Source organism: Mycobacterium sp. IS-1556 (assembly GCF_001499985.1).
GTDB lineage: Bacteria > Actinomycetota > Actinomycetes > Mycobacteriales > Mycobacteriaceae > Mycobacterium.
Window position 1 is genome coordinate 111362 of the sequence record NZ_LQIM01000039.1, and the last position, 23089, is coordinate 134450.

Sequence of the window (23089 nt, forward strand, 5' to 3'; positions counted from 1 at the left end):
GTTCTCCACCTCGGGGTTCGACGTAAGCGACGTTACAAAACTAGCAGATAGTGTAGCGAACCCCGCTATTCGGGCTCCGGCACGTGGAAATGCTCGTCACGCAGCCGGAACGCTTCCTTGGTGCCGTGCTGCGCCCGCGTCTTGACGAAGTTGAACTCACCGTCGGCGAACTGCAGGTTCGTCCCGTAGGCATGAAACAGATAGCTCGCCACTTCCTCACCCTGGTAGGCCTGGCTCTGCTCGACGAGGCGGAACGCCTCCTTGGCGATCACGACGCCGTCGGCCGGCATCTTGGCCGCCTTCTCGGCCCAGTACCGCGCCCGTGCCGAGACCTTGTCGGGATCGCAGGTTTCGGTGAAGACGCCGAGATGCTCGACCGCCCCGGCCTCGATGATGTCGCCGGTGAGCAGGAGTCGTCGCGCGAGCACCGGACCCAACCGGTGGAAGAACATGTGCAGGCTGCCCAGCGCGGGGCCGAGGAAGCGGGTTGCGGGCATCCCGATCTTGGTCGTGCGGGCGATCACGGAGATGTCGGTCATCAACGCCATCTCGAAGCCGCCGCCCAGCGCGTACCCGCTGATCTCTCCGACCGTGACCTTCGGGAAGCCCATGAAGTTGTGGTAGAAGCCGAAGGACTTGCGGTCGACCGTCAGCCGACGGCGTTGGCTCGGGCGCCGCTTGGCTTGCGCCGAGTCCTTGTCGCCATACCAGGCGTAGGCGTTGTTCATGTCGGCCCCGGTACTGAACACACTGTCGGCGCCACGCAACAACACCACCGTGATGTCGTCGTCGTCGGCGACCTGGTCGAGGTGCCGGCCGACGGCGTCCCGCATCGCCGCGTCATAGGAGTTGCGCTGTGCCGGGTTGTTGAACGTGATCGTCGCGATCCGCTTTTCGCGGTCGACGTCGAACAGCACGCGGTCATCGGCGGTAGTGGTCATCGGGTGTCCTCACTGAACGCTGGAAATGAGCTTGGCCTCAATGGTTTTGTCTGCGCCGACGGCGAGCGTGTTGCGTCGCGCAGCGGCCAGATGGTCGGTGGCCAACCGCACCGCACGGGCTTCGTCGCCGTCGCGGATCGCGCCGAGCAACCGGTGGTGGTCGCGCAGCGCCGCCCGCATGGTCTTCTGGTTCATCTCCCCCGCCGGGCTGTCCGTGCCGGCGGTGCCCGTTTCGTCGCCCCACACCGACGATTCGTGTGCCGACCAGATCAACTCCAGCGAGCCGATCAGCAGGATCATCGGCTCGTTGCCGCATCGAGCAACGATCGCCTCATGAAAGCGCCGAGCGTTCGGGACGAACTGCACAGGATCGTCGAACGCGGTTGTCTGCCTGCCGATTTCTTGTTCCAGGTAAGGCATCACCTCGGTCATGCGGTCTTTCCGGGCGGCGCACATGCCCGCACAGACCGGCTCGAGATGCAGTAGCGCACCGCTGACGTCGGCCGGTGTCGCCGACCGGGCCTGCAGCACCATGCTGATCATGTGCGCGGTTCGGTCGGCCGACGGCAGATGCACCACCGCGCCGCCCATGTTGCCTCGGCGCACCGAGATCAGCCCATCCACCTCGAGAAGATGGATGGCCTCGCGCAACGCCGGTGGGCTGACGCCGAATTCGGCGAGCAGGCCGTCCTGAGATGGCAACACGTCGCCCTCTTTGAGCCGCCCTGAAAGGATGTCGTCACGCAGCCTCGCGGCGACGATCTCGGCCACCCTCGGTTGACGGATCCGCTGGGACCTGATCATCTGTCGCGGCGTTTCCCGAACTCGAACACCGAAAGCCGGTCAGGTGGGGACGCCGCGGTGTGGAACTCCCCGATGCACAACACGTCGTCTTCGCGGAGCAATCGGGCGGTCGAGGTCACCCGCCCGTCGGTCTCCACGCGGGTCACGTCGAAGCCGAGTTCGGTGAGGATCGGCGTCGGCTTGCGGAATGTGACGGTCAGCGAGCGGGTCTTACCGGTTCGCCCCGTCGCGCAACTGTGATGCTGTGTCACGCAGTCGAAGAACACCGCCAGGAACCCGCCGTTGACCAACCCGGGCGGACCTTCGAACAGCACAGGGAAGGTGACTCGCCCCGTGGCCGCAACCTCGCCGATTTCGTCAAAGGTGTACTCGGGAAAGGCCGGGTTGTACGCGCCGACGTCAAATGCGTGATCGAGGTAGATGCGCTGGGAGTCGGTGGCCGCGGGGCCGATCCGTGGTGTGAGATCCGCCGGTGCCGCAGCGGCCAGTTCGCGTTCCCACTCGTCGATCTGCCCGAGCATGGCATCGACGGTCGGGTGGTCGTGCTCCAGCGACAGCAGCAGCCCGCTGAGCCGACGGATCGCGCCCGCCGCGGCGACGGTCTGCGGCAGGGGCTGCTCACCGAAGCTGGGCGTCGTGTGCGCCATGACTACCTTCCATCGCGGGAGCTGTCCTTGCTAACTTGTACAAGATAGCATTACTGTACGTCTAACCGTATAGCTTGAGATGGACGGATTCCACGGTGACCGGTACGGCCGACGACGGGGCGGTGGCGACATCGCGCGACGAAGCGATCCTGCGCATCACAGTCGATCGGCCGGCGCGGCGTAACTCATTGAGCCACACGATGATCGACGATCTCGTGACGATCTTGACCTCGGCGGCCAGCGACGACTCCCTGCGCGCGGTGCACATCCGCGGCGGCGGATCGGACTTCTGCGCCGGCGCGGACTGGGTGGCCACGAATGCTGATGGACGACGCCCCCGCAGCGGCGATCTCACCCGGCGCATCCCCCATGCCGCGAACCGGGTGGTCGAGCTGGTGCACACCATCCAGTTGCCGGTGGTGTGCACGGTGCGCGGCTGGGCAGCCGGCCTCGGCTGCAACCTCGCTCTGGCAGCCGACTTCGCCGTCGCAGCGGAGGATGCGGTGTTCTGGGAGCCGTTCATCGGCCGCGGCTTCAGCCCCGACTCGGGTTCGACCTGGCTGCTGCCGCGGCTCGTCGGATTGGCGCGGGCACGACGAATGCTGCTGCTCGGCGAGAAGGTCAGCGGCACCGAGGCATTCGAGTGGGGGCTGATCCACCGCGCGGTCGCAGAGACGGAAGTCGATGCCGCGAGCGACGAACTCCTCGACCGGCTGGCGTCCGGCCCGACCGTGGCCATCGGGCTGGCCAAGCAGGCAATCCAGTACGGCCAGCACGCCACATTGCCGCAGGCCATGAACCAGGAGCTGTACGGATTGGAGCTGTCCTGCCGCACCGCGGATTTCAAAGAAGGCCTGGCGGCGTTCCGTGACAAGCGCCCGCCGGAATTCCAAGGGCGCTGACGATAGGAACCGCAATTGTCCACCAATTTCGCTGACATCACCTACGAGGTCGACGGGCACAAGGCCACGATCACGTTGAACCGGCCCAACGCGCTGAACGCGCTGAGCCCCCACATGATCACCGAACTACGCACCGCCTACGAAGACGCCGAGAACGACGACGACGTCTGGATCGTCATCGTTACGGGCACCGGCAGGGCGTTCTGCACGGGCGCCGACGTCGGCGAGATCCCCGAGGACGGCCGGGTGATCTACGAACGCCCCTATCTGTCCACTTACGACCAATGGGAGGCGCCGCAGGAGGGCACGCCGCCGTTCCGGCGGATGGCCAAGCCGGTCATCACCGCGGTCAACGGATTGTGCTGCGGCGCAGGGCTGGACTGGATCACCACCGGAGACATCGCGATCGCTTCGGACCGGGCGACGTTCTTCGACCCGCACGTGAGCATTGGGCTGGTGGCCGCCCGCGAGATGGTCCGGCTGGCCCGGGTGTTGCCCCGCAACATCGCGCTGAGAATGGCGCTGATGGGCAAACACGAACGGATGAGCGCGCAGCGGGCCTACGAGCTTGGCATGATCAGCGAAGTGGTAGAGCACGAGCGGCTGCTCGAACGCGCACACGAGATCGCCGACATCGTGAACTCGAATGCCCCGCTGGCCGTTCGTGGCACCCGCCTGACGATCCACAAGACACTGGATCTGCCGCTGCACGAGGCCGAAATCCTCGCCGAGACGTTTCGCGAGCGCGTTGTGCGCACCGAGGACGCTCTCGAGGGACCGAAGGCCTTCATGGAGAAGCGTCTCCCGAACTGGCAGTGCCGATGACGAAGCCGATGACGACGTTCGAAACGCTCCTGCTCCACGTCGACGCCACCGACCGGGTCGCGACCATCACGCTGAACCGCCCCGACTCACTCAACGCGTTCAATCGCACGATGTGCGAGGAGATGTCGCGTGCATGGGGCCTGGTCAAGGCCGACGAATCCGTCAACGCGGTGGTGCTTCGCGCCGCTGGCGAGCGGGCGTTCAGCGTCGGGCTGGACATCAAGACGCCGTACGGCCAGCCCGACAACGTCTGGAACCACGAGGATCCCGGCGAGCACCTCAGCCCGAAATGGCAGAAGATGTGGAAGCCGGTGGTGTGCGCGGTGCAGGGCATGTGCACGGCCGGTGCGTTCTACTTCGTCAACGAGGCAGACGTGGTGATCTGCTCCGAGGACGCCACGTTCTTCGACTCCCACGTCAGCGCCGGCCTGGTCTGCGCGCTGGAGCCGATCGGGCTGATGCGTCGGGTCGGTCTGGCCGAGACACTGCGGATCGCGCTGATGGGCAACGAGGAGCGCGTGAGCGCGCACACCGCGCAGCAGATCGGGTTGGTGACCGAAGTGGTGCCCGGCGACCGGCTGTGGGCGCGCGCGCACGAGATCGCCGCGACCATTGCCGCCAAACCGCCTTCTGCGACGCAGGGCACGGTCAAGGCGATCTGGGAGTCGCTGGACAAGCCCTACCGCGCCGCGATGGAGCAGAACTTGATCTACACCAGGCTGGGAAACCCGTTGGGGCAAGCCGAACTGGCCGCCCAACCAGCGCCACCTCGACCCTCTCCGAGAATCCGCTGATGAGCGAACACCGGCTCAGCGAGCGTATCCGCGACGTCATCGGCATCCGCCCGCAGGCATCGGCGATCGAATACGACGGCGAGTGGATCACCTGGGGCCAGGTGGGCAGCCTCGCCGGTCAGATCGAAGCGGTCGGCGTGCGCGGCGGTCGGATCGGGATGCTGTTGCGCAACAGCCCGGCCCATGTCGCGAGCTTCCTTGGCGTGTTACTGGCCGGCGGAACCGTCGTCGTCGTCAACCCGTCGCGCGGTGACGACCGCATCACGGCCGACATCGCGGAGTTGAAGCTTCCACTGGTGATCGGCGAGCGCGACGACCTGACCCGGTTTGTGCCCGCCGGCACCGGCACCGTGGCGATCTCCTCGGTCGCCGAACCTATCGAGACGTCGGATGCCGTCGCCCTTCCGCCGGGCCAATCCGACGTCGCAGTCCAAATGCTCACCAGCGGCACCACCGGGCCTCCGAAGCGGGTCGACCTCACCTATGACATGTTGGCGCACAGCGTGTTCGCCGATTCACCGACGCCGACCGAACTGCGACGCGGCGTGGCGATCGTCAATGCGCCGCTGGTGCACATCGGCGGCGTGTTCCGCGTCCTCCAGTGTGTCTGTGAAGGCCGGCCGTTCGCGCTACTCGACCGCTTCGAACTGGACCGCTGGGCCGATGCGGTGCGCCGGCACCGGCCGCGGACGGTGTCCCTGGTGCCTGCGGCGCTGCGCACCGTACTGCACTCGGAGCTGACCCGCGACGACCTCGCCAGCATCCGCGCGGTCACATCGGGAACCGCGCCGCTGTCCGCCGAGGACGCCGACGCGTTCACCGAAAAGTTCGGCATACCGGTCCTGACATCGTACGCCGCAACCGAATTCGGTGGCGGCGTCGCCGGCTGGACGTTGCCGGACTACCAGCGGTACTGGCAGGCCAAGCGGGGCAGCGTCGGCCGGGCCAGCCTGGGCGCGCAACTGCGGGTCGTCGACGAACGCGGTGATCCGCTCGGTCCGGATGAGCCGGGCCTGCTGGAGGTCAAACCCGGGCAGTTGGGGCCGGACGCGAACTGGATGCGCACCACGGACATGGCGCGCATCGATGCCGACGGCTTCCTGTGGATTCTGGGGCGTGCCGACCAGGCGATCATCCGGGGCGGCTTCAAGATCATGCCCGACGACGTGCGCACCGCGTTGGAGAGCCATCCCGCGGTGCACAGCGCCGCCGTGGTGGGCAGGCCCGATGATCGTCTCGGTGAAACACCGGTGGCGATGGTGGAACTGCGAGAGCCGGTCGACGCCACGATGCTCGAGGAGTTCCTGCGAACACGGCTGGCGCGCTACGAGATTCCCACCGATATAGCAATCGTCGAGCAGATGCCCCGTACACCGTCGGGCAAGCCCGACCTCAGCGAGGTGCGCCGGTACTTCGCCGATTCCGTCGACCATGCGTGAGCACACCGTCGGCGCGGTGCTGAGCGCCCAGACGGATGCGCGCGGCGACCATCCCTTGTTGATCTGTGACGCAGAGCGGTTGAGCTACGCCGACGCCGAACGGCGCTCGGCCCGACTGGCCCGCGGCTTGATCGCGCTCGGCGCAGGCAAGGGCACACACATCGGCGTGCTGTATCCGAACGGCCCGGCGTTCGTCGTCGCGATGCTGGCCGCCGCGCGCATCGGCGCCGTGGTGATCCCCGTCTCGACGTTCGCGACCGCGACCGAGATGCGACAGCAGCTCGACCACGCCGACGTCGAACTTCTGTTGGCCGCTTCGTCTTACCGCTCACACGACTACCGCCGGCGGCTGGCCGGTATACGGCTTCCGCTGCTGCGTCACGTGCTCATCGACTGGGAACCGACGGCGTTGGCCGACGCCGAACTCCTGACCGCTCTCGAGGGCGACGTCGAACCCTCCGACGTGCTTGCGATCGTGTACACGTCGGGATCGACCAGCACGCCGAAGGGTGCGGTGCACACGCACGCCGGCCTACTCGCCCACCAGGTGGTCCTCAACGACATCCGCGGACTGACCTCTGAAGAGAAGTTGTTCAGCAACTCGCCGTTCTTCTGGATCGGCGGCTTCGCGTTCTCGGTGCTCGCCACGTTGCTGGCCGGTGCAACGCTGTTGTGTTCCAACGCCGTCGACGCGGGCGAGACACTCGATCTGCTGGAGGCCGAGAAGCCGACGATGACCAACGGCTTCGTTGCGGGCATCGCCCACCTGGCCCGGCATCCGAGCCTGCCGAGCCGCGACCTGTCGTCGATGCGGCGTGGCAACCTGTACCCGATCATGGCCCCCGACGTGCGTCCCGCCGACCCCGAGTTGCGTCACACGATGCTCGGCATGACGGAAGCCGGCAGTGTCATCCTGGCCAGCGCCGACGAAGCCGACCAGCCCGAGCATCGCCGCGGGTCCTTTGGCCGGCCGGTGGCCGGATTCGACGTCAAGGTCATCGATCCCGACACGGTGCAGCCCGTCGGCGTCGGCGAGGTCGGCGAACTATGCGCCCGCGGACCGTTCATGATGCAGCGGTACTACAAGCGCAGCCGCGAGGAGTGTTTCGACGTCGACGGGTGGTTTCACACCGGCGACCTTGTCCGCACGGACATCGACGGCTTCTTCTACTTCGTCGGGCGGCGCGGCACGATGATCAAGACGGCGGGCGCCAATGTCGCGCCCGCGGAGGTGGAGCGGGCGATCGCGAAGGTCACCGGCGGCACCGTCGCACACGTGGTCGGTCTGCCCGACGCGGAACGCGGCCAACTCGTCGCCGCCGTCATCGCGCTGGAAGACGGCGACACATTCGACGAGACAACTTGTCGCGAGCGCCTGAAGAGCGAGCTGTCGGCCTACAAGATTCCCCGGCGGTTCGCCGCCGTGCCGGCCTCCCGTATTCCCGTGCTGTCCAGCGGAAAGATCAACCTGTCGAAGCTGATCGAGGTGCTCGATGCGTGAAACCGTCGACGCGTTGGTGCGATTACGCGCCGCCGAGGACAGCGCAAAGCCGATGGTGATCGATCCCTCGACGCGCATCACCTACTCCGAATTGGAGTCCAGTAGCAGGCAATTAGCGGCCGCGTTCGTGGCCGCCGGTGTCGGCAAGGGCACCCGGGTCGGCTTGATCATGCCCAACTGTGCCGAGTGGGTGCGGAACGCGGTCGCGCTGACCCGTATCGGCGCTGTTCTCGTGCCGCTGAGCACACTGCTGCAAGCCCCGGAACTGGTCGCTCAGCTTCGTATGGCGTCGGTGCAGTTCCTCGTGACGGTCGAGGAGTTCCGCGGCCACCGCTACCTCGACGACCTTTCCGCCGAACGGGGCAACCTTCCTGCGCTGCGCGAAGTTTGGCGCGCCGGCCGACTCCCGGCAGGCGGCTCGGCACCGGTCGACGAGATTGCCGCTGCCGTCACCCCCAGCGACACGCTGGCGATCATGTTCACCTCGGGCAGCAGCGGCCCACCCAAGGGCGTGATCCATTCACACGGAAACGCTTTGGGCGCGGTGCGGGCGGGGCTGACGGCGCGGTGCATTGACGCCGACACCCGGCTGTATCTGCCGATGCCGTTCTTCTGGGTCGGCGGATTCGGCAGCGGAATCCTCTCGGCGTTGCTGGCGGGCGCCACACTGGTCACCGAGGAGATTCCCCGGCCGGAGACCACGCTGCGCCTCGTCGAACGCGAACGCGTCACGTTGTTTCGCGGCTGGCCCGACCAGGCGGAGGCACTGGCACGCCAATCCGCCTCTGTCGGAGCCGATCTGTCCTCGCTGCGGCCCGGAAGCCTGCCGGCGCTGCTACCGCCAGAGCAGCGTGGCGAACCGGGCGCACGGGCGAACCTGTTCGGCATGACCGAGTCATTCGGCCCGCATTGCGGCTATCCGGCCGACACCGACATGCCCAGGTCGGCTTGGGGCAGTTGCGGAAAACCGTTCGACGGCATGGAGATTCGGATCGTCGACCCCGACACCGGTGAACCGGTCCCGGGCGGCTCGATCGGCATGATCCAGATCCGGGGACCGCACCTCATGCGCGGAATCTGCCGGCGCAGCAGAGAAGAGGTCTTCACTCCCGACGGCTACTACCCCACCGGCGACCTCGGCCACCTGGACGACGACGGCTTCCTGTTCTACCACGGCCGGTGCGACGACATGTTCAAGGTCAGCGGCGCCACCGTGTACCCCAGCGAGGTCGAACAGGCGCTGCGCAGCGTCGACGGCGTGCAGCAGGCATTCGTCACCGACGTGGACGGCGCCGTCGGCGCCGTTGTGATCTCCGGGCGTCCCGTCGACGAGTTGCGGGCGGAGGCCCGAAAGCGGTTGAGCGCCTTCAAGGTCCCGACGGTGTGGCATGTCACCGACTCGGACGACGCCATCCCACGCAAGGCTACGGGCAAGGTCGATGTACGCGCGCTGCGGGCGTTACTGGACGAGCTTGGTGAGACGCGAAGCTAGCTGACCACGCCCCGCTCGGTGAGGTGGTCGATCAACGGCTTCGCGCCGGCGGCCAGGTGTTCCGACATCGCCGCGCGGGCAAGGTCTTCGTCGTGGCAGGCGAGTGCCTTGAGCAGCCGCCGGTGATGCTCGTTCGACTTCTCCGGCCAACCGGTTATCACGGGAAACACCGATTCGGGTGCGTACCGGGTGATCTGGGACATCAGCTGCGCGAGCTTCGGTGAGTCGGCCGCGACGTTGATCGCGCGGTGGAACTCGTGGTTGAGCCGGACGGCCTGCTCGTCGTCGCCGGCGGCGTACGCCCCCTCGAGATCGGATTGAATTCGCTCGAGCTCCCGCAACTGCTCGTCGGTGATGTTGACCGCGGCCCGCGCGGCGAGTTCACCACCGATGTGCGCCTGCACATTCGACACGTCGGTGAGATCGCGGCCCGTCACCGGCAGCACGACGAACCCGCGGCGCGGCTGCTGCGCGAGCAGACCCTCGGCCTTCAGCTCGAACAGCGCCTCGCGCACCGGGGTGACGCTGATGCCCAGTTCCGCCGCCAGCTGATCGAGTCGCACATACTCACCGGCAGCATAGGTGCCATCAAAGATGCGCTTTCGCACGAACCGCGCGACATCCTCGGCCAGTTGCGGCCGAAACGTGAAATCCGAGGCCGACACCGTCACACCTGGTAGTCCGCGAGCAGCCGCTTGCTGATGATGTTCTTCTGGATCTCGCTGGTGCCCTCGCCGATCAACAGGAACGGCGCATCGCGCATCAACCGCTCGATCTCGTACTCCTTGGAGTAGCCGTAGCCGCCGTGAATGCGAAAGCTCTGCTGGGTGACCTCCGTACAGAACTCGCTCGCAAGGTACTTCGCCATTCCGGCCGCGACGTCGTTGCGTTCACCGGAGTCCTTCAGCCGCGCGGCATTGACCATCATCAGGTGGGCAGCCTCGACTTTGGTTGCCATCTCCGCCAATTGGAACGCGATGGCCTGATGCTCGGCGATCGGCTTGCCGAATGTCTGCCGCTGCTGGGCGTAGCGCACGGCGAGCTCGAAGGCGCGGATACCCACGCCGCAAGCCCGCGCCGACACGTTGACCCGGCCCACCTCGATACCGTCCATCATCTGGAAGAACCCCTGGCCGGGCGCCTCACCGAGCACGTCGTCGCCTTGGGCCACATAGCCGTCGAAGAGCAACTCGGTGGTGTCGATGCCCTTGTACCCGAGCTTGTCGAGCTTGCCGGGGATCGTCAACCCGGGCACGACTTCCCCGTAGCCGACCGGCTTTTCGACGAGGAAAGCGGTCAGGTTCCGATGCGGCTTGTCGGCGCCCTCGTCGGTGCGCACCAGCACCGCGATCAACGTCGACGTGCCGCCGTTGGTCAGCCACATCTTCTGCCCGTCGATGCGGTAGGTGCCGTCGGCGTTGCGGATCGCTCGGGTGCGGATCGCGGCGACATCGGAACCCAGTTCGGGTTCCGACATCGAGAACGCCCCACGGGTCTCGCCGGTCGCCATCCGCGGCAGGTAGCGCTGCTTCTGCGCCTCGGTGCCGTGCTGGCGCAGCATGTAGGCGACGATGAAATGGGTGTTGAGCACCCCGGAGATGCTCATCCAGCCGCGGGCAAGCTCTTCCACACACAGCGCATAGGTCAACAGCGATTCCCCGAGCCCGCCGTACTCCTCGGGAATCATCAAGCCGAACAGACCCATCTCCCGCATCTGGTCGACGATCGCCTGCGGATAGGTGTCGGTCTTCTCGAACTCCGGCGCGTTCGGGATGATCTCCTTCTCGACGAACTGGCGCACCGTAGCGAGGATTTCTGTCTGCACTTCGGTGAGCCCCACGGTCTGAGCGAGTTTCGTCATGCGCCGACCCTTTCGAACACCGCGGCCAACCCCTGACCCCCGCCGATGCACATGGTTTCCAATCCGTAGCGGGCGCCGCGCCTGGTCAACTCGCGCGCCAGCGTCGCCAGCATTCGCCCGCCCGTCGCGCCGACCGGGTGCCCGAGCGAGATGCCCGAGCCGTGGACGTTCGTGCGGTCCCGGTCGGCCGCGCCGAAGTTCCACTCCCGCATCACAGCGAGCGCCTGCGCGGCGAACGCCTCGTTCAACTCGATCAGATCCATGTCGGCGAGCGTCAGTCCGGCCTTGGACAGCGCCACCTCCGTGGCGGGCACCGGTCCGATGCCCATCACGTTCGGGGCCACCCCGGCCGACGCCCATGACACCAGGCGGACCAGCGGGGTCAGCCCCAGCTGGTCGGCTTTCTCCGGGGAGGTCACCACGCACATCGACGCGGCGTCGTTTTGGCCGCTCGCATTGCCTGCGGTGACGGTCGCCTCCGGATCCTCACGGCCCAGAACGGGTTTCAGCTTCGCCAGCGACTCGACCGAGGTGTCCGGACGCGGATGCTCGTCGGTGTCGATCAGCTCCTCCCCCTGGCGGCTGCGCACGGCGACCGGCACGATCTCCTCGGCCAGGATGCCGTCCATCTGGGCGGCCACCGCGCGCTGATGAGACGTCACTGCGAGCTCGTCCTGCTCCTGTCGCGAGATGCCGTACTGACGGCGCAGGTTCTCCGCGGTCTCGAGCATGCCGCCGGGCACCGGATAGTGCCGGCCGCCGGCGGTGGTGCGTCCGCGTGCCAGCGAGTCGTGCAGCATGACGCCGCCGCGTGCCGGACCCCAGCGGATGTCGGTCGAGTAAAACGTCACATTGCTCATGCTCTCCGCGCCGCCGGCGACCACAACGTCGTTGTCGCCAAACGCAACCTGCAAGCAGGCCTGGATGACGGCCTGCAGGCCCGAGCCGCACCGCCGGTCGACCTGCATGCCGGGAACGGTCACCGGCAGGCCCGCGTCCAGGGCCACCACACGCCCGATCGCGGGCGCCTCGCTGCTCGGATAGCAATGCCCGAGAATGACGTCTTCGACTGCGGCAGGATCGATTCCGGTCCGGTCGAGCAGACCCTTGAGCGCCGCGACGCCGAGTTCGACGGCCGTCAGCGACTTGAACATGCCGCCGTAGCGGCCGATCGGGGTGCGTACCGGCTCGCAGATGACCGCGTCGCGCATCAGATGTGCCTTCCGCCGGTGACCTCGAGGACGGTGCCGGTCATGTACGACGACAAGTCGCTGGCCAAGAACAGCGCGACCTTCGCCACCTCGTCCGGTTCGCCCGCGCGGCCCATCGGCACCTCCGCGAGCTTCTGATCCCAGATGTGTTGCGGCATGGCCTCAGTCATCGCCGACCGGATCAGTCCGGGCTGGATCGCGTTGACCCGCACGCCGAGATGCGCCAGTTCCTTGGCGGCCGCTTTCGTCATGCCGACGATGCCGGCCTTGGCCGCCGAGTAGTTGGTCTGCCCGACGAGACCGACCTTGCCCGAGATCGACGACATGTTGACGATCGCGCCACGCTTGTTCTCGCGCATGATCGCCGCGGCCGCCTTCAACCCATTCCATGTGCCCTTCAAGTGCACGGCGATGACCTGATCGAACTGGTCCTCGGTCATCTTGCGAAGTGTCGCGTCGCGGGTGATTCCGGCGTTGTTCACCATGATGTCGAGACCACCGAACCGCTCCACCGCCGCGGCGACGAGTGCCGAGACGTCGTCGGCCTTGGTCACATCGCTGCGCACCGCCAGCGCCACCTGATCGCCCCCGAGTCGCTTGGCCGCCTCCTCCGTCGCACCCAGGTCGAGGTCGCCCAGCACCACGCGGGCGCCCTCGGCGATGAACCGCTCCGCGATGGCATAGCCGAGGCCCTGCGCACCGCCGGTGACGACGGCCGTCTGTCCCGTCAACAACGACACCTAGCTCACCCTTCTTGTCACTCGGAGCCCATCGAGGGCGCCATCGGTCCAACATCATATTTCATATATGATCGCGCCGATCCGGGGTACCGAACGTTGAAGAAGTAGAAGGAGCACCAGGCGATGACGACGTCCGAGGTCAGCGACGAGGACTTCCAGGAGATCCTGGCGCAGACTCGTCACTTCATCCGGACCGCGGTGATCCCGCGGGAACAGGAGATCCTGACCAGCGACCGGGTGCCCGACGACCTGCGCGAGCAGGTCAAGAAGATGGGACTGTTCGGCTACGCGATCCCTCAGGAGTGGGGCGGTCTGGGGCTGAACCTGTCGCAGGACGTCGAACTGGCGATGGAACTCGGTTACACCTCACTGGGCCTGCGGTCGATGTTCGGCACCAACAACGGCATCGCCGGGCAGGTCCTCGTCGGGTTCGGCACCGATGAACAGAAAGCGCGATGGCTCGAGTCGATGGCGACCGGCGACGTCGTCGCGTCGTTCGCGCTGACCGAACCCGGCGCCGGCTCCAACCCGGCCGGTCTGCGCACCAAAGCCGTTCAGCACGAAGCTGATTGGGTGATCACCGGGCAGAAGCGGTTCATCACCAACGCGCCGATGGCCGACCTGTTCGTCGTGTTCGCGCGCACGCGCCCGGCCGACGCGGACGGCGCCGGAATCGCGGTGTTCCTGGTGCCCGCCGACAGCGCGGGGGTCCACGTCGGTGTCAAGGACGCGAAGATGGGTCAGGAAGGGGCGTGGACGGCCGACGTCAGCTTCGACGACGTGCGCGTGCCGGCCGAGGCCCTCGTCGGCGGCAGCGAGGACATCGGCTACCGCGCCGCGATGATCTCGTTGGCACGCGGGCGGGTGCACATCGCCGCGCTGGCCGTCGGGGCCGCACAGCGTGCGCTCGACGAGTCGGTGGCCTACGCCGCCACCGCGACACAGGGCGGTATCCCGATCGGCGACTTCCAACTGGTACAGGCGATGCTCGCCGACCAGCAGACCGGCGTACTGGCCGGCCGCGCACTTGTCCGCGACACCGCACGGAAGTGGGTCACCGGCGAGGACCGCCGATTGGCCCCGTCGGCGGCGAAGCTGTTCTGCACCGAAATGGTCGGCGAGGTAGCCGATCTCGCCGTCCAGATCCACGGTGGCAGCGGCTACATGCGCGAGGTTCCCGTCGAGCGCATATATCGCGACGTCCGACTGCTGCGGCTCTACGAGGGCACCAGTGAGATCCAACGGCTCATCATCGGGTCGAACCTCGTCAAGTCCGCACAGCGGGAGAACACATGACCGCCCAAAGGCTCTCCGGCAGAGTGGCTTTCATCACCGGCGCGGCCCGGGGCCAGGGGCGCGCACACGCCGTGCGGATGGCCAGTGAGGGCGCCGACGTCATCGCGGTCGACATCGCCGGGAAGCTGCCCGCCTGCGTGCCTTACGACCCTGCGACGCCGGAGGACCTCGCCGAGACCGTCCGACTGGTCGAGGCCACCGGGCGCCAAATCCTGACCTCCGTCGTCGACGTCCGCGACATCGATGGCCTGCGCGACGCGGTCGACGAGGGCGTCGCAAGGTTCGGGCGACTCGACGTCATCGTCGCCAATGCCGGGGTGTCGGCCCCGCAGACGTGGGATGCCATCTCACCCGAAGATTTTCGAGATGTCATGGACATCAACGTGACCGGCACGTGGAACACCGTGATGGCCGGAGCGCAGAAGATCATCGACGGCGGCAGGGGCGGCTCGATCATCCTGATCAGTTCGGCCGCCGGCATCAAGATGCAGCCGTTCATGGTGCACTACACCGCCAGCAAGCACGCCGTCACCGGGATGGCGCGGGCGTTCGCAGCCGAGCTGGGCCGTTACTCGGTGCGGGTCAACAGCGTCCACCCGGGAGCGGTCAACACGCTGATGGGCAGTGGCGACATGATCGGGTCGCTGGGTCGCGCGATCGAAACCTATCCGCAACTGGCGCAGATGATCACGCCCTTCTTACCCACATGGGCGGCCGAGCCAGAAGACATCGCCGACGCGGTCTGCTGGCTGGCCAGCGACGAGTCGAAAAACGTGACCGCTGCGGCGATCTCGATCGATCAGGGCATGACGCAGTACTGATCGCCTGCGTTGATCAGCGGATGAAGCGGACGATCGATTCCGCGACGGCGGCGGGCTTCTCCGACCCGTCGATCTCCACCGTGGTGGTCATGGTCGACTGCACCGCGCCGTCGAGCTGGTCGATCTTCGTCAGCTCCGCCCGGGCGCGGATCTTGGCGCCGACCTTCACCGGCGTGATGAAGCGAACCTTGTTGTAGCCGTAGTTGATCGCCATCGCGACGTTGCCGACCGTGTACAGCTGGTGCGAGAAGTGCGGCAGCAGCGACAACGTCAGCAAGCCGTGTGCAATCGTCCCGCCGAACGGACCGTTCGCGGCCTTCTCCGGGTCGACGTGGATCCACTGGTGGTCCTCGGTCGCATCGGCGAACAGGTTGACGCGATCCTGGGTGACTTCGAGCCACTCCGTTGGGCCGAGCTGGCTGCCCTCGGCCGCGATGAACTCGTCGAGGTCGCTGAACTTCTTCACTGGTTCTCCTTCGTACGGGCTAGAAGGTCCGGATTAAAATACGACGGTCTGGTTGCCGAATCGGATGATCCGGTCCTCACAGTGCCACAGCACCGCTCGGGACAGCACGACGCGTTCCACATCCGAGCCCAGGCGCACCAGATCGTCGACGCCGTGCCGGTGGTCCACCCGCACCACGTCCTGTTCGATGATCGGTCCCTCGTCGAGATCCTCGGTCACGTAGTGCGCCGTCGCGCCGACGAGCTTCACCCCGCGCTCCTTGGCCCGCCGATAGGGAGCAGCGCCGATGAATGCCGGCAGAAACGAGTGGTGGATGTTGATCAGCGGGCACCCGACTTCTGCGATGAACCGCGGGGTGAGGATCTGCATGTAACGCGCCAGCACCACGAGATCGACGTTGCCGCGCAACAAGTCGAGTTGGCGGTTCTCGGCCTCCTCGCGGATGTGCTTGGTCGCGGGCACATGAATGAACGGCACCGAGAACGGCCGCACCTGCTCGGCGAGGTCCGGATGGTTCGCGATCACCATCGCCACGGACATATCGAGCTCACCGCGACGGTTGCGCCACAGCAGATCCAACAGGCAGTGGTCTTCCTTCGAGGCCATGATCGCCACCCGTTTCGGTTTGGCCGCCTCGGTGAGCCGAAAGTCCATTCCGAACGGTTCGGCCACCTGCGCGGTGAAGTCACGTTCGAGATCGTCGCGGGCGGCGGTCAGGCCGGGCAGGTGAAAGATCGTGCGCTGCATGAAGGTTCCGCCCGACTGCTCGGTCGCGTGCTGGTCGAGCGAGACGATGTTGGCCCCCGCGTCGGCGAGGAACGCGCTGACGGCCGCAACGAGACCGGGTCGGTCCGCGCAGCGCAGCAGCAGCCGCCCCACATCCTTGACCGATACCGCGCCCGCCCCCGGACTCGGATACTCTCCCGCCACCCGTAACAGGGTGTCATCTGAGGACAGCGCGCGTGGTGAAACACCACGTCGGCACTACCGCGACGTCCGCGTGCAAGGCCGGACGCTCAGCAGAACCGTCATTCACTTGAGTCACCCCCACATCGGACAACTTAGTCAACTAGGTTTACTGTGTAGAGCGTCAGACAGACAGGGGACGACGATGGATCTCAAGTGGTCGGCGGCCGATACGGCGTTTCGTGACGAGGTGCGCAGCTTCCTCGACGAGAAGTTGACGCCGGAGCTGCGCCGCGCCGGTCGCCTCATGACCAGCGTGTACGCCGACCACGACGCGAGCATGCAGTGGCAACAGATCCTGCACGAACGCGGATGGGCCGCACCGGCCTGGCCGGTCGAGTACGGCGGCTGCGACTGGAGCCTGACCCAGCACTACATCTTCAGCCGGGAGTCCACCCTCGCGGGTGCGCCCTCGCTGTCGCCGATGGGCATCCGGATGGTGGCCCACGCCCTGATCAAGTTCGGGACGGACGCCCAGAAAGACTTCTTCCTGCCCCGCATCCTCACCGGTGAGGTGTTCTTCTGCCAGGGCTATTCCGAACCGGAGGCGGGCTCCGATCTGGCGGCGCTGTCGATGGCGGCGGTCATCGACGAATCGGCTGGTGACCTCATTTGCACCGGCAGCAAGATCTGGACGACGCACGCCCGCGAAGCGAACTGGATGTTCGCGCTGGTGCGGACGTCGAGAACGCAGAAGAAACAGCAGGGCATCACGTTCGTGCTCATCGACATGGCCACCCCGGGCATCGAGATCCGCCCCCTGGTGATGACATCCGGCGAGGAAGTGCAGAACCAGGTCTTCTTCGACGAGGTGCGCGTGCCCAAGGCCAACGTGCTCGGCGAGATCGACGACGGGTGGACCGTCGCGAAATACCTTTTGGAGTTCGAGCGTGGCGGTGGTGCGTCCTCACCGGCACTGCAGGTGATGGCCCAGGAGATCGCCACGGTGGCGTCCGGCGAGCCCGGACCGGGCGGCGGCCGACTGATCGACGACCCCGCCTTCACCCGCAAGCTGGCCGACGCGCGGATACGCACCGAGGTTCTCGAAATCCTCGAGTACCGCGTGCTCGCGGCGGTGGCGCAGGGCAAGAATCCCGGCGCGGCCTCGTCGATGCTCAAGGTGCTGGCGACCGAGTTGAGCCAGGCGATCACCGAGCTCGCCATGGAGGCCGCGGGCCCTCGCGGCCGGGTATACCAGCCACATGCCACCTGCCCCGGCGGGCCGATCGCCGAGTTCGAGCCGCCGTCGGACGGTTATCTGAGCGGCGAGCCCTGGCAGGCCGTCGCGCCGTTACGTTATTTCAACGATCGCGCGGGCTCGATCTACGCCGGCAGCAACGAGATTCAGCGCAACATTCTGGCCAAGTCCGCTCTCGGACTGTGATGGGGCATGAGATGGACTTCAACCTGAGCAAGGAACAGGAACTGCTGCGCGACGGCTTGAGCAAGTTCCTCGCGAGCCGATACGACCTCGAGAGCAGCCGTGCGGCGGCCAAGTCGGGTGCCGGTTGGCAGCCCGAGATCTGGGCCGGCTTCGCCACGGAGCTCGGCATCCTCGGCGCGGCGCTGCCCGAGGACGTCGGCGGAATCGGGGGCGGCCCGGTCGAGGTGATGGTCATCGCCGAAGCCCTCGGGCATGCGTTGGTGGTCGAGCCGTACGTCGACACGGCGGTGGTGGCCGGCGGTCTGCTGCATCGCGCCGGCGGTGAGCTGGCCTCGACGCTGCTGGAGCGGATCGTCGACGGAACGGCCATCGTTGCGCTCGCGGCGACCGAGGAGGCCTCCGGGCACAACTGGGCGGAGGTGGCAACCAGAGCGGAACGGGACGGCGACGAGTGGGTGCTGCGGGGGTCGAAGATCGTCGCCGCCAGCGCGCCCCTGGCCACCCATCTGTTGATCACCGCGCGCACCGCCAACGGAATCTCGCTGTTCGCAGTGGATCTCGAATCGGCGGGAGACGCGATCGAGCCTCACCATTACCGGACGATCGACGATCGCCGGGCGTCGGACCTCACCTTCGACGGCCTGCGGCTTCCGGGCAACGCGCTGCTCGGCGCGGAAGGACGGGCGTGGCCGTCGCTGGAGCAGGCACGTGACGAGGGCGCCGCCGCGGTGTGCTCAGAAGCGGTCGGATGTATGCGGAAAGTGCTGGCCGACACCGTCGAGTACGCCAAGCAACGCCAGCAGTTCGGCCAGCCGATCGGCAGCTTCCAGGCGCTGCAGCATCGCATGGTCGACATGTACATGGAGCTCGAGCAGGCAGTGTCGGCCGCTTACCTGGCCGTACTCAACCTCGAGGCCGAGCCCGATGTTCGGGCACGCGCGGTGTCGGCGGCCAAGGCGACCGTCGGGCGGGCCGCACGGTTCATCGGGCAGCAGTCCGTTCAGCTGCACGGCGGGATGGGCATGACCGAAGAACTCGCGATCGGTCATTACTTCAAACGGCTCACCGCGCTCCAGTACGAATTCGGCACCACCGACTATCACCTCACGCGTTACGCGCAACTGACCCGCTCATAGCGTTCGCGGGAGTTGATGCGGCTAGGCGCGCGCAACGGCTTCAGCGGCGCGCCGTAATCAAAGACCGGGACCAAAGCCCCTGTTGACGGGGGCGGCTCGCGACGTAACGTCGAACCAGTACCGCGGGGTCGCGAAGGAGGCCACCATGACTGACGGTCCGACCGGAATTCTCGTTGGTGTCGACGGCTCGCCCGATTCGGAAGCCGCGATCCGATGGGCCACCCACGAAGCCCTCATGCGCGACCAGCCGATCCGGCTGTTACACGCGATCACCCCGGTCGTGGTGACGTGGCCCGTGGCATATCTGGAAACGAGCTACGTCGATGCGATGGAAGCGAACGGACGCGACGTTCTCGACCAGGCGCAGAAGGTCGTGCAGGCGGCGGCTGGTGACAACGCGCCGCCGACCATCGAAACGCAAGTGGTGCACGCCGCGGCGCCACCGGCACTTGTCGACGCCTCGCGCGACGCATACATGACCGTGTCGGGCAGCCGGGGCCTCGGCGCCATCGGCCGGGTCTTTCTCGGATCGGTCAGCAGTGGCCTGTTGCATCACGGACATGGTCCGGTGGTGATCCTGGGTGGCTCAACCGCCCGGACCGGCGATCACACCTCTCCCGTGTTGCTCGGGGTCGACGGGTCGCCGTCCTCGGAGGAAGCCACAGCGCTGGCCTTCGACGCGGCATCAAGGCGCGGTGTCGGGCTCGTCGCCCTGCACGCGTGGAGCGATGCCGGCTTCCCCGCCATCGAAAGCGACTGGGAACGCTACGAGGGCGAAGGCCATCGCATCCTCGCCGAACGCCTTGCGGGCTGGCAGGAACGGTATCCGGACGTGCAGGTGCAGCGCCGGATCGTCGGCGACGACCCCGCACGCCGGCTCGTCGAGTCGTCAGAGCAGGCGCAACTCGTCGTCATCGGCAGCCGCGGCCGCGGCGGATTCGCGAGCCTTGTGCTCGGCTCCGTGGCAGCCAAGGTGGCACAGGCCGCCAAGGCGCCGGTGATCGTCGTCCGGCCGCGGTGACGCCCTGGTTCACAGCCTCGCGTCAAGCGTTGAGCTGGAGTTCGACATAGGCGGTGACGACGTCGGTCAGCGCCCTTAACTCCCGGCCGACGTCGACCGGTTCCTCGACCGCCATCTTGGCCACCATCGCACCCATCAACGTGGTCCAGATGAGATTGCCCACCGCGTCGGCGTGCCTCTTGTCGAGGCCCTCGCCGACGAAGCGGCCGAGCCGGGTCAGCGTGGAGAACAACTCGACCAGATGACGCTGGTCCACGTCGGCGCGACCGGTCCGGGTCGCGATCAGGATCTCCAGCGCCGCAATCGATGTCGGGCTCAGGAACGCGTCGGCGACGGCGTTGATCACCAGTTCGGTGCGCGCACGCCCGGAGTGCTCGCCGAGTTTCGCTTGGACGTCATGCAGACAAGACGTCAGTTGGCCGAAACCCTCGTCGACGACGGCCATCAACAAGCCGTCGCGATCACCGAAGTGGTACTGGATCACGCCCCACGTCACACCTGCGCGTTCGGTGATGTGTTTGGCGCTCGCCGCGCCGAAGCCCTCTTCGAGGATGCAGCGGACCGTCTCGTCGATGACCATTGCGCGCGTTCGTTCCGCGCGTACCTGCTTGCCGTTCGCCGGACGGCGCGGCGCGACGTTGGCGCCCTGGGGCATGCGCTATCTCTTGAATCGTCCGGCGAACCCGCGCAGCGGCAGGTCGGCGCTGGTGATCAGCCCCGGCGGTGCTGCGACCACCGACCGGATCGCATGCAGCGCAGGCATTCCCGTGACCGTCATGCCGATGGAGGCGAAGGCCTCGGGGTTGGACAGGTCCACACCGGGCTTCGGGAAGATCATGTGCTTGTTGTACACGCACGGATCGCCCTTGATCTGGGTGATGTAGCAACCCTTGATGTCCCAGTGCGGATCGGTGTGCGGTGTCATCTGCCATTCGAGATGGGTCTCCACCCTCGGCACGCCGTCGACCATGCCCTGGTACTTGATGTAGTTGCCGCCCAACGACCCCTTCGGCAGCTGGTACCAGCCGAGGTCGACATCCTTTGTGCAGGCGCCTAATTCGTAGCTGAACTTGACCTCGTCGAGGCGCAGGTCGAAGCAGTCGGCCATCATCAGCACGCTGTCGGCGAAGACGCGGGTGTACTTCTCCAGCTTCGCGGGGATCTCGGGGTCGTCCACGGGTTGGCCGTAGCCGACCTCGATCCAGGTGTCCTTCGAATGGTGACACGACACGTCGACCGACTCGATGGTTGTGACGTTCTCGATCTCGGCCACGTCGGCCGAACACACCACGCCGAGAATCTGGTTCAGCCCAGGATTCATGCCGGTGCCGTAGAACGTCGAACCGCCTCTGCGGCAGGCCTCGTCGAGTAACTGGGACACGGGTTTGCCCGACGGATGCGGATGGTTGGTGTCGCGGTGCCAACCGGTGATCCAGTCCGCCGTCGTGACGATGTTGATCCCCGCCTCGAGAACCCTGACGTAGAGGTCTTCGTCCGGAAAGACGCCGTGAAACGTCAGCACATCGGGTTTGGCGGCGATGATCTCCTCGACGGTCCCGGTGGCGGTCACGCCGACCGGGCCGATGCCCACGATGTCGCCGGCGTCACGACCGATTTTCTCGTGCGTGTAGCAGTGCAGCCCGACGAGCTCGAGATCCGGATGCTCGCCGATCCGCTTGATCATCTCGGTCCCGAGGTTTCCTGTCGCGACCTGAAATACACGTATCGGTCGTGCGGGCGGTGTGGTCATTCGGCTCGGCCTTTCTCGGACTTCGTTGTCGGACGGGAGAATTCGAGGTCCGCATCTTTCTCGCTCCTCGCGTGCGCAGCGCCGTTACCGCCGCGGCCGTCGGGATAGAACTGTGCCGCCCACTTGCGCAGCGCGGTGAAGCCCTCGTACTCGGCAGTCGCGAGTGCGGGCGGGTCGGAGTAGCGCTGGTGCGACCAGATGTGCACGTCCTGGGTGAACTGGCGAATGACTTCAGCACCGAAGTCGGCGGCCTTGGCCTCGGCCCGTTGATCGTCGCGACCGGGGGTACGGCCGATGTACACCATGAAGCGGACGTCGGACGTGCGGTCGTCGACGGGCGTGATCGCCGAGATCGTGCGGTTGTCCACCATCCCCCAGCTTTTCGTCACGGCGATGCCGAGCCCACCGTTGATGGCCTCCACGCCGCTTCTCACGTCCTCGATCGACTGGGTGTCGTCACCTTCGAAGGTGATCGTGAAATCGACATACGACCAGGGGTCGGCGAAATCGTGGCGGGTGAACACCGGGATGATCGGCGTCTTGTGCACGAACTTGAAGTGCGCGAAATCGACGCCGTTCTCGAGCACGTACTGCGGGTGCAGTTCGAGTCGCTCACGGTGCAGGGTCATCGGAGGGTAGTAGTCAGCGGCACTGCTGCCGTCGTTGAAACCGGCGAAGACGTCCGGCGCGTCGAAGTAGGGCTCGCGGCCGTCGACGTCGTGCCAGATATAGATCGAGTCGTTGCGTTCGGCGACGGGATAGCTGCGGATACGACGGCCGCGGTTCGGGCGGTCCTGATACGGGATGCAGACGTTGCGGCCGTCCTTGTTCCACTGCCAGCCGTGGAACGGGCATTCGATGACTTCGCCCTCCACGTGTCCGCCGTAACCCAGGTGGGCGCCGAGATGTTCGCAGTACGCGTCCATGACGACCGCTTCGCCGGATGTCGTCCGCCAGCCGACCATCTCGCGGTCGAAATAGGTCATCCGTCGGACGTCGCCGGGCTTGATATCGGCCGACCACGCCACTTGGAACCATCCGGTCGGCTTCATCGACAGGGGTGGCTTGGCCATCGATGTCCTTTCCCGGCTG

Annotated in this window: 23 protein-coding genes; 11 read left to right on the plus strand and 12 right to left on the minus strand. The window is 66.5% G+C overall.

Annotation, left to right across the window (positions count from 1 at the left end; genetic code table 11):
- Nucleotides 1-65: 65 nt before the first annotated feature.
- The 3 genes from AU187_RS20535 to AU187_RS20545 are packed head-to-tail and all read right to left on the minus strand — an operon-like array spanning nt 66 to nt 2392.
- On the minus strand, nt 66-941 hold the full coding sequence (locus tag AU187_RS20535) for an enoyl-CoA hydratase/isomerase family protein (protein WP_059100889.1): 876 nt from the start codon (nt 939-941) through the stop codon (nt 66-68).
- A gap of 9 nt (nt 942-950) precedes the next feature.
- Nucleotides 951-1745, minus strand: a complete 795-nt coding sequence (locus tag AU187_RS20540; RefSeq protein ID WP_059100890.1) for a FadR/GntR family transcriptional regulator — start codon at nt 1743-1745, stop codon at nt 951-953.
- The gene (locus tag AU187_RS20545; protein WP_059100891.1) at nt 1742-2392 is read right to left on the minus strand and encodes a hotdog family protein; all 651 of its coding nucleotides are present in this window, start codon (nt 2390-2392) and stop codon (nt 1742-1744) included. The genes AU187_RS20540 and AU187_RS20545 overlap by 4 nt, the downstream gene beginning before the upstream one ends.
- Nucleotides 2393-2487: 95 nt before the next feature.
- Here AU187_RS20545 and AU187_RS20550 point away from each other — a divergent pair, with 95 nt between their 5' ends.
- The 6 genes from AU187_RS20550 to AU187_RS20575 are packed head-to-tail and all read left to right on the plus strand — an operon-like array spanning nt 2488 to nt 9345.
- Nucleotides 2488-3294 (plus strand): enoyl-CoA hydratase/isomerase family protein, encoded by an 807-nt coding sequence (locus AU187_RS20550; RefSeq protein WP_059100892.1) that lies wholly within the window; start codon nt 2488-2490, stop codon nt 3292-3294.
- 15 nt (nt 3295-3309) lie between these two features.
- Nucleotides 3310-4119 carry an enoyl-CoA hydratase/isomerase family protein gene (locus tag AU187_RS20555; protein WP_059100893.1) on the plus strand — a complete coding sequence of 270 codons (810 nt, stop codon included), beginning with the start codon at nt 3310-3312 and terminating at the stop codon, nt 4117-4119.
- Nucleotides 4116-4913: an enoyl-CoA hydratase/isomerase family protein gene (locus tag AU187_RS20560; RefSeq protein ID WP_502687783.1), complete on the plus strand. Its 798-nt coding sequence runs from the start codon at nt 4116-4118 to the stop codon at nt 4911-4913. Before AU187_RS20555 ends, AU187_RS20560 begins: the two co-directional genes overlap by 4 nt.
- Nucleotides 4913-6352, plus strand: a complete 1440-nt coding sequence (locus AU187_RS20565) for a class I adenylate-forming enzyme family protein (RefSeq protein WP_059100894.1) — start codon at nt 4913-4915, stop codon at nt 6350-6352. Before AU187_RS20560 ends, AU187_RS20565 begins: the two co-directional genes overlap by 1 nt.
- Complete coding sequence (locus AU187_RS20570) at nt 6345-7853, plus strand: class I adenylate-forming enzyme family protein (RefSeq protein WP_059167236.1); 1509 nt, start codon at nt 6345-6347, stop codon at nt 7851-7853. The genes AU187_RS20565 and AU187_RS20570 overlap by 8 nt, the downstream gene beginning before the upstream one ends.
- A complete protein-coding gene (locus AU187_RS20575; RefSeq protein ID WP_059100896.1) occupies nt 7846-9345 on the plus strand; it encodes a class I adenylate-forming enzyme family protein in 1500 nt (499 codons plus the stop codon). Before AU187_RS20570 ends, AU187_RS20575 begins: the two co-directional genes overlap by 8 nt.
- Here the strand turns inward: AU187_RS20575 and AU187_RS20580 are convergent.
- The 4 genes from AU187_RS20580 to fabG are packed head-to-tail and all read right to left on the minus strand — an operon-like array spanning nt 9342 to nt 13157.
- Nucleotides 9342-10010 carry a GntR family transcriptional regulator gene (locus AU187_RS20580; RefSeq protein ID WP_059101131.1) on the minus strand — a complete coding sequence of 223 codons (669 nt, stop codon included), beginning with the start codon at nt 10008-10010 and terminating at the stop codon, nt 9342-9344. The two genes, AU187_RS20575 and AU187_RS20580, sit on opposite strands and share 4 nt — an antisense overlap.
- Before the next feature lie 2 nt (nt 10011-10012).
- A complete protein-coding gene (locus tag AU187_RS20585) occupies nt 10013-11206 on the minus strand; it encodes an acyl-CoA dehydrogenase family protein (RefSeq protein WP_059100897.1) in 1194 nt (397 codons plus the stop codon).
- Nucleotides 11203-12417 carry an acetyl-CoA C-acetyltransferase gene (locus AU187_RS20590; protein WP_059100898.1) on the minus strand — a complete coding sequence of 405 codons (1215 nt, stop codon included), beginning with the start codon at nt 12415-12417 and terminating at the stop codon, nt 11203-11205. The genes AU187_RS20585 and AU187_RS20590 overlap by 4 nt, the downstream gene beginning before the upstream one ends.
- Nucleotides 12417-13157, minus strand: coding sequence for a 3-oxoacyl-ACP reductase FabG (fabG, locus tag AU187_RS20595; protein WP_059100899.1), 741 nt, complete (start codon nt 13155-13157; stop codon nt 12417-12419). The genes AU187_RS20590 and fabG overlap by 1 nt, the downstream gene beginning before the upstream one ends.
- Before the next feature lie 123 nt (nt 13158-13280).
- On the opposite strand from fabG, the gene AU187_RS20600 reads away from it, so the two are divergent.
- Both AU187_RS20600 and AU187_RS20605 read left to right on the plus strand, forming a co-directional pair.
- A complete protein-coding gene (locus AU187_RS20600) occupies nt 13281-14453 on the plus strand; it encodes an acyl-CoA dehydrogenase family protein (RefSeq protein WP_059167237.1) in 1173 nt (390 codons plus the stop codon).
- Nucleotides 14450-15274: a mycofactocin-coupled SDR family oxidoreductase gene (locus AU187_RS20605; protein ID WP_059100901.1), complete on the plus strand. Its 825-nt coding sequence runs from the start codon at nt 14450-14452 to the stop codon at nt 15272-15274. The genes AU187_RS20600 and AU187_RS20605 overlap by 4 nt, the downstream gene beginning before the upstream one ends.
- 13 nt (nt 15275-15287) lie before the next feature.
- Here the strand turns inward: AU187_RS20605 and AU187_RS20610 are convergent, their stop codons facing one another.
- Together AU187_RS20610 and purU are read right to left on the minus strand one after the other, a co-directional pair.
- The gene (locus tag AU187_RS20610) at nt 15288-15740 is read right to left on the minus strand and encodes a MaoC family dehydratase (RefSeq protein ID WP_059100902.1); all 453 of its coding nucleotides are present in this window, start codon (nt 15738-15740) and stop codon (nt 15288-15290) included.
- 33 nt (nt 15741-15773) lie between these two features.
- Nucleotides 15774-16670: a formyltetrahydrofolate deformylase gene (gene purU / locus AU187_RS20615; protein ID WP_082683941.1), complete on the minus strand. Its 897-nt coding sequence runs from the start codon at nt 16668-16670 to the stop codon at nt 15774-15776.
- Between the two features lie 181 nt (nt 16671-16851).
- On the opposite strand from purU, the gene AU187_RS20620 reads away from it, so the two are divergent.
- From AU187_RS20620 to AU187_RS20630, 3 genes are all read left to right on the plus strand, one after another.
- Nucleotides 16852-18090, plus strand: a complete 1239-nt coding sequence (locus AU187_RS20620) for an acyl-CoA dehydrogenase family protein (protein WP_059100904.1) — start codon at nt 16852-16854, stop codon at nt 18088-18090.
- Nucleotides 18091-18101: 11 nt separating this feature from the next.
- Nucleotides 18102-19226, plus strand: coding sequence for an acyl-CoA dehydrogenase family protein (locus AU187_RS20625; protein WP_059100905.1), 1125 nt, complete (start codon nt 18102-18104; stop codon nt 19224-19226).
- A 145-nt stretch (nt 19227-19371) separates the two neighbouring features.
- Complete coding sequence (locus AU187_RS20630; RefSeq protein WP_059100906.1) at nt 19372-20247, plus strand: universal stress protein; 876 nt, start codon at nt 19372-19374, stop codon at nt 20245-20247.
- Nucleotides 20248-20269: 22 nt separating this feature from the next.
- Here AU187_RS20630 and AU187_RS20635 read toward each other — a convergent pair whose 3' ends face one another.
- From AU187_RS20635 to AU187_RS20645, 3 genes are read right to left on the minus strand one after another with little or no spacing between them, the layout of a single operon-like run.
- Nucleotides 20270-20902, minus strand: coding sequence for a TetR/AcrR family transcriptional regulator (locus AU187_RS20635; RefSeq protein WP_059100907.1), 633 nt, complete (start codon nt 20900-20902; stop codon nt 20270-20272).
- 3 nt (nt 20903-20905) lie between these two features.
- A complete protein-coding gene (locus AU187_RS20640; protein WP_059100908.1) occupies nt 20906-21997 on the minus strand; it encodes an NAD(P)H-dependent amine dehydrogenase family protein in 1092 nt (363 codons plus the stop codon).
- A complete protein-coding gene (locus tag AU187_RS20645; RefSeq protein ID WP_059100909.1) occupies nt 21994-23070 on the minus strand; it encodes a Rieske 2Fe-2S domain-containing protein in 1077 nt (358 codons plus the stop codon). The genes AU187_RS20640 and AU187_RS20645 overlap by 4 nt, the downstream gene beginning before the upstream one ends.
- Nucleotides 23071-23089 lie beyond the last annotated feature (19 nt).

Bases quoted from the DNA above. Each gene is read 5' to 3' on its own strand.
- AU187_RS20535 (WP_059100889.1), bottom strand. From the start codon at position 941: ATGACCACTACCGCCGATGACCGCGTGCTGTTCGACGTCGACCGCGAA.
- AU187_RS20540 (WP_059100890.1), bottom strand. From the start codon at position 1,745: ATGATCAGGTCCCAGCGGATCCGTCAACCGAGGGTGGCCGAGATCGTC.
- AU187_RS20620 (WP_059100904.1), top strand. From the start codon at position 16,852: ATGGATCTCAAGTGGTCGGCGGCCGATACGGCGTTTCGTGACGAGGTG.
- AU187_RS20600 (WP_059167237.1), top strand. From the start codon at position 13,281: ATGACGACGTCCGAGGTCAGCGACGAGGACTTCCAGGAGATCCTGGCG.
- AU187_RS20630 (WP_059100906.1), top strand. From the start codon at position 19,372: ATGACTGACGGTCCGACCGGAATTCTCGTTGGTGTCGACGGCTCGCCC.
- AU187_RS20545 (WP_059100891.1), bottom strand. From the start codon at position 2,392: ATGGCGCACACGACGCCCAGCTTCGGTGAGCAGCCCCTGCCGCAGACC.
- AU187_RS20605 (WP_059100901.1), top strand. From the start codon at position 14,450: ATGACCGCCCAAAGGCTCTCCGGCAGAGTGGCTTTCATCACCGGCGCG.
- AU187_RS20640 (WP_059100908.1), bottom strand. From the start codon at position 21,997: ATGACCACACCGCCCGCACGACCGATACGTGTATTTCAGGTCGCGACA.
- AU187_RS20570 (WP_059167236.1), top strand. From the start codon at position 6,345: ATGCGTGAGCACACCGTCGGCGCGGTGCTGAGCGCCCAGACGGATGCG.
- AU187_RS20590 (WP_059100898.1), bottom strand. From the start codon at position 12,417: ATGCGCGACGCGGTCATCTGCGAGCCGGTACGCACCCCGATCGGCCGC.
- AU187_RS20645 (WP_059100909.1), bottom strand. From the start codon at position 23,070: ATGGCCAAGCCACCCCTGTCGATGAAGCCGACCGGATGGTTCCAAGTG.
- AU187_RS20635 (WP_059100907.1), bottom strand. From the start codon at position 20,902: ATGCCCCAGGGCGCCAACGTCGCGCCGCGCCGTCCGGCGAACGGCAAG.
- AU187_RS20575 (WP_059100896.1), top strand. From the start codon at position 7,846: ATGCGTGAAACCGTCGACGCGTTGGTGCGATTACGCGCCGCCGAGGAC.
- AU187_RS20560 (WP_502687783.1), top strand. From the start codon at position 4,116: ATGACGAAGCCGATGACGACGTTCGAAACGCTCCTGCTCCACGTCGAC.
- AU187_RS20585 (WP_059100897.1), bottom strand. From the start codon at position 11,206: ATGACGAAACTCGCTCAGACCGTGGGGCTCACCGAAGTGCAGACAGAA.
- AU187_RS20565 (WP_059100894.1), top strand. From the start codon at position 4,913: ATGAGCGAACACCGGCTCAGCGAGCGTATCCGCGACGTCATCGGCATC.
- AU187_RS20625 (WP_059100905.1), top strand. From the start codon at position 18,102: ATGGACTTCAACCTGAGCAAGGAACAGGAACTGCTGCGCGACGGCTTG.